The sequence below is a fragment of the Caballeronia sp. LZ032 genome, from assembly GCF_031451315.1.
GTDB lineage: Bacteria > Pseudomonadota > Gammaproteobacteria > Burkholderiales > Burkholderiaceae > Caballeronia.
This window is the reverse complement of record NZ_JARUXP010000004.1, coordinates 1,381,974-1,386,321: the sequence shown is the minus strand read 5'-3', so window position 1 is coordinate 1,386,321 and position 4,348 is coordinate 1,381,974. Positions and strand designations below refer to the sequence as shown.

The following is a 4,348-nucleotide window of genomic DNA, read 5'->3' as shown; positions in this document are numbered from 1 at the left end:
GTTGTGATCGTCCTTCTCGGGCAGGATCGTGCCGAGCACGGAGACGCCGGTGCGCATGACGTCCATCGGATGCGCCGAAGCGGGAATCCATTCGAGCGCCGCCTTGAGGTTCGCGGGCAGGCCGCGCATGGCCTTCAGCTTGGTCTTGTAAGCCTTGAGTTCGGCGGCATTCGGCAGCTTGCCGTGCACGAGCAGATAGGCGATCTCTTCGAACTCGGACGTGTTGGCGAGATCGAGAATGTCGTAGCCGCGATAGTGCAGATCGTTGCCGGTGCGGCCGACCGTGCACAACGCGGTATTGCCCGCCGTCACGCCGGACAGCGCAACGGACTTCTTCGGCTTGAAACCGCCTGCGGTGGAGGTTGCGGGTGCTTCGGTCGATGCGGTGTCAGTCATGCTCTCCAGTCTCCTTTCGCACGCCCGCGACGCGGCGTGACTCGTTGTGCTTGAAGAATGCGCCCGGACCCGGTCCCGGCGTGGTGCTGAACTGCTAATCGATGATTCAGGTTGCTGCAAACAGCGGCGCGCTGGCCTCGGGCACGCTTTGTCCGGTGGCATGCGCGCGCCGCAGCACCGACCAGTAATAGCGATAGCTCGCGCGATCATGCAGCGTGTCGCCATGGCGCGTCGGGCCCCACTGCGCATGCTGCGCGGCCAGCAGAATCTCCGCGGCCAGCGTGATCTCGTCCGCGCGCGGCGAGAAGGCCTCGACGATCGGCCGGATCTGGTCCGGATGAATGCTCCACATGCGCGTGTAGCCGAACTCGTTGCGGGCGCGCGCGGCATCGTTCGCGACGACGCTCATGTCGCGCACTTCCGTCGACACATTGTGCGACGGCACCTTGCCATGCGCGTGACACGCCGCTGCGATTTCGAGTTTCGCGCGCCGCACCAGCGGGTGATCGGACTGGCCGGGCGAGCGCATCGCGGTATCGGGAATCGCGCCATTGTGCGCGGATACGAAGTCCATCAGGCCGAAGCTCAGCGATTCGACGCCCGGCAGCGCCGCCAGTTCAAAAGCTTCGGCGAGCGCGCCGTGGGTTTCGATCAGCAGATGACAGGGAACCGGCTCTGGAATGCCGAACTCGCAGCGCGAGGCCTCGATGAAGGCCACCATCTCGGCGGCGTCGAAGACGCTGCGGATCTTCGGCAGCATGACGAAGGCGGGCGCCTTGCGGGCGTTGCGCAGAATGATGCGCACGTCGTCGCGCCACGCGCGGTGATTGAAGTCGTGGATGCGCACGCCGACGCGGCCGAAGCGGTCATCCTCGCCGCCCACGAACGACGCGACCATCTCCGCGTGTTCCGCCTCGTGGCCGACCTGGGCGCCGTCTTCGCAATCGAGCGTGATGTCGAACACGGGTCCCAGTTGCGCCTGCAAGGCCAGCGATTTGCGAATCAGCTTTTCGCTGCCGGCGTAGTGATCGCAAGGAGGAAGAACCGCGGGCTGCGGTTCGCCGTCAAACAGCACTTCGGCGGGAGTGAGGGCGCGCATACTCGGCGTGGGGTCCGATGTGGGGAGTGAAGTCCGGCTTGCTCAGGTGCTCTGATTCCGATTCGGCCGCGCTCGAACGGGGTTCTGCTTGCTCAAGCGCGGGCGGATCAGGCGCGAGACGCACAGGCGCTTGCGCTGACGTGACGGACGTGAAGACAGGCCCCCGGAGCTTCCCGAGGGCTTCCGACCGACGACGTGTGCTTACTTGCCCAGCAGATGCGCGACGCCGTCACGCTCTTCGAGCAGCTCGTTCAGCGTGCCGTCCATCTTTTCGCGCGAGAACGCGTCGATTTCCAGGCCTTCGACACGCTTGTACTCGCCGTTTTCGCACGTGACCGGAACGCCGTAGATGATGTCTTCCGGGATGCCGTACGAGCCGTCCGACGGAATGCCCATCGTGACCCACTTGCCGTTCGTGCCGAGCACCCAGTCACGCACGTGGTCGATCGCCGCATTGGCCGCCGACGCCGCCGACGACAGGCCGCGCGCTTCGATGATCGCCGCGCCGCGCTTGCCGACGGTCGGGATGAACGTGTTGCGGTTCCATTCGTCGTCGTTGATCAGCTTGGTCAGGTCCTGGCCTTCGGCGCTTGCGAAGCGGAAGTCCGGGTACATGGTCGGCGAGTGATTGCCCCAGACGGCGAGCTTTTCGATGGACGCGACCGGCTTGCCCGACTTGGCGGCCAGTTGCGACAGCGCGCGGTTGTGGTCGAGGCGCAGCATGGCGGTGAAGTTCTTCTTCGGCAGATCGGGCGCCGACTTCATCGCGATGTACGCGTTCGTGTTCGCCGGGTTGCCGACGACCAGCACCTTCACGTCGCGGCTGGCGACGTCGTTCAACGCCTTGCCCTGAACCGTGAAGATCTCGGCGTTCGCCGACAGCAGGTCCTTGCGCTCCATGCCCTTCGAACGCGGGCGGGCGCCCACGAGCAGCGCGACGTCGGCATCCTTGAAGGCAACCTTGGGATCGTCCGTGACGACGACGCCCGCGAGCAGCGGGAACGCGCAGTCTTCCAGTTCCATCACGACGCCCTTCACGGCGGCTTGCGCTTGCGGCAGATCGAGCAACTGAAGAATCACGGGCTGGTCTTTGCCGAGCAGATCGCCGTTGGCGATGCGGAACAGCAGCGAGTAGCCGATTTGACCTGCGGCGCCGGTGACGGCAACGCGCTTTGCGGACTTAGCCATTGATAACTCTCCTGGACGGTGCGTGGAACGCAAGGGAAAAGCGCCATTTTATGCGCGATACGCCAAGCGTTGATGAAGACATGCGGCCCTGGCCCCGCGCGACCCCCGAAAAGCACCGGCGCAGCAGGCGTTGCGCACGTTTGCGTCTGGTTTCGCGCCGCATGAATGCGTGAGCGGCGTGACTGTCATGCCGATGAATCTTTCTCTTCGAGCGCGAGGCCGGCGGGATGTTCTGCGAGGACGCGAGGAATTCGCTTGGGTCTGACGGCAAGGCGCCCATTCGAGGCGGCGCTTGACGTTGCGAGACGGTGGGCAGGCAGCGGTGCGCGAACGAGTGGGGCGGTCGGCGTGAGGCGAAAGCGAAAGGGGCGTGCCTGGCGGTGTGTCGCGTGCAGTGAGACCGGAAACCGGCGTTTCGTGCGCACAGGCGACAACCCGCAAACCCTTGCTCGTCAAGGAGTGTAGGAGCGTGCCATAGTAAAGTCAACACTATCTTATGTCTTATATAAGACATAGGATTCTATGGGAAAGGTCTGGACGCACGGCGGGCCTTTGTGTTGAAATGCGCGGCATGAATTCCAACCCGGCGAGCTCGACGACCCCCAACGGCACCGCGCCTGCGGCTGAGGCCGCCGGTGTGCCGTCGCCGACGTTCAGCCCGCTGTATCAGCAGATCAAGGCGCTCATTACGCAGGGCCTCGAATCCGGCGAATGGAAGCCTGGTGAAATTATCCCGAGCGAGGTCGAACTCGCTGCGCGCTACAAGGTGAGCCAGGGCACCGTTCGCAAGGCCATCGACGAACTCGCTGCCGACAACTTGCTGGTACGCCGTCAGGGCAAAGGCACGTTCGTTGCGACTCACAGCGAAGACCGCGTGCAGTTTCGCTTCCTGCGCCTGTTGCCCGATGACGGCGACGCCCATCCCCACGTAAGCCGCCTGCTCGAGTGCAAGCGCCTGCGCGCGCCGGCGGAGATTGCCCGCCAGCTCGACCTGAAGCCGGCCGACCCCGTCGTTCTTATCAGGCGCCTGTTGCAGTTTGATGGCGTGACCACCGTCTTCGATGAAATCTGGTTGCCGGGCGTGGTGTTTCGCGGACTGACGGCGGAACGGCTGTCCGAGTACAAGGGCCCGCTCTACGCGATGTTCGAAACGGAGTTCGGCACGCGCATGATTCGTGCGTCGGAGAAAATCCGCGCCGTTCCCGCCGATGAAGCCGTTGCGCAGCATCTCCAGGTCGCGCAGGGTTTTCCGTTACTGTCGGTGGAACGCGTGTCCTATACCTATGGCGATCGCCCCGTCGAAGTGCGGCGTGGTTGGTATGTCACGACCGGCTATTACTATCAGAACGACCTGAGTTGATCTTGAGTTGATCGATCGGAAGCGGGGTCGTGGGTACGCGCCGAATGGCCGCGCCAGGCGCTTTCTTCACGCGCGGAGCAACAGTCTATTGGACGGTTTCGCGCTGCAGCGCGAAATAAAAAGGCGCTAAAATTGCGGATTAGTGTGTTAACAAGTTGGGGTCTAGCATGGCTGAAGCCGTAAAAAAACCAAGGCCCGAGTACCGGAACATCGGGATCGGCCAACTCGCGAAGTATCGCTTGCCGCTGGCGGGGAAGGTCTCCATCCTGCATCGCGTGAGCGGCCTGCTGCTCTTCGTGTGTCTG

Annotated in this window: 4 protein-coding genes and 1 pseudogene; 2 read left to right on the top strand and 3 right to left on the bottom strand. The window is 63.7% G+C overall.

All coding sequences use genetic code 11. From position 1 onward, the window contains the following. The 3 genes from QCE69_RS34140 to QCE69_RS34130 all read right to left on the bottom strand — a co-directional run. On the bottom strand, positions 1-396 hold a 396-nt coding region (locus QCE69_RS34140; protein WP_309935320.1), incomplete at its 3' end, for a citrate/2-methylcitrate synthase. A 106-nt stretch (positions 397-502) separates the two neighbouring features. Further along, positions 503-1,495 (bottom strand): aldolase/citrate lyase family protein, encoded by a 993-nt coding sequence (locus QCE69_RS34135; RefSeq protein ID WP_309935318.1) that lies wholly within the window; start codon positions 1,493-1,495, stop codon positions 503-505. A 201-nt stretch (positions 1,496-1,696) separates the two neighbouring features. Continuing rightward, positions 1,697-2,683, bottom strand: a complete 987-nt coding sequence (locus QCE69_RS34130) for a malate dehydrogenase (protein WP_309818783.1) — start codon at positions 2,681-2,683, stop codon at positions 1,697-1,699. Between the two features lie 571 nt (positions 2,684-3,254). Between QCE69_RS34130 and QCE69_RS34125 the strand changes: the two genes are divergently transcribed. Both QCE69_RS34125 and QCE69_RS34120 read left to right on the top strand, forming a co-directional pair. After that, on the top strand, positions 3,255-4,043 hold the full coding sequence (locus tag QCE69_RS34125) for a GntR family transcriptional regulator (protein ID WP_309927276.1): 789 nt from the start codon (positions 3,255-3,257) through the stop codon (positions 4,041-4,043). A 167-nt stretch (positions 4,044-4,210) separates the two neighbouring features. Further along, a pseudogene (locus QCE69_RS34120) lies at positions 4,211-4,348 on the top strand (succinate dehydrogenase, cytochrome b556 subunit); the annotation flags it as partial.

Excerpts from the sequence above, each read along its gene's own strand:
- QCE69_RS34135 (WP_309935318.1), bottom strand. The coding sequence starts at position 1,495 with ATGCGCGCCCTCACTCCCGCCGAAGTGCTGTTTGACGGCGAACCGCAG.
- QCE69_RS34125 (WP_309927276.1), top strand. The coding sequence starts at position 3,255 with ATGAATTCCAACCCGGCGAGCTCGACGACCCCCAACGGCACCGCGCCT.
- QCE69_RS34130 (WP_309818783.1), bottom strand. The coding sequence starts at position 2,683 with ATGGCTAAGTCCGCAAAGCGCGTTGCCGTCACCGGCGCCGCAGGTCAA.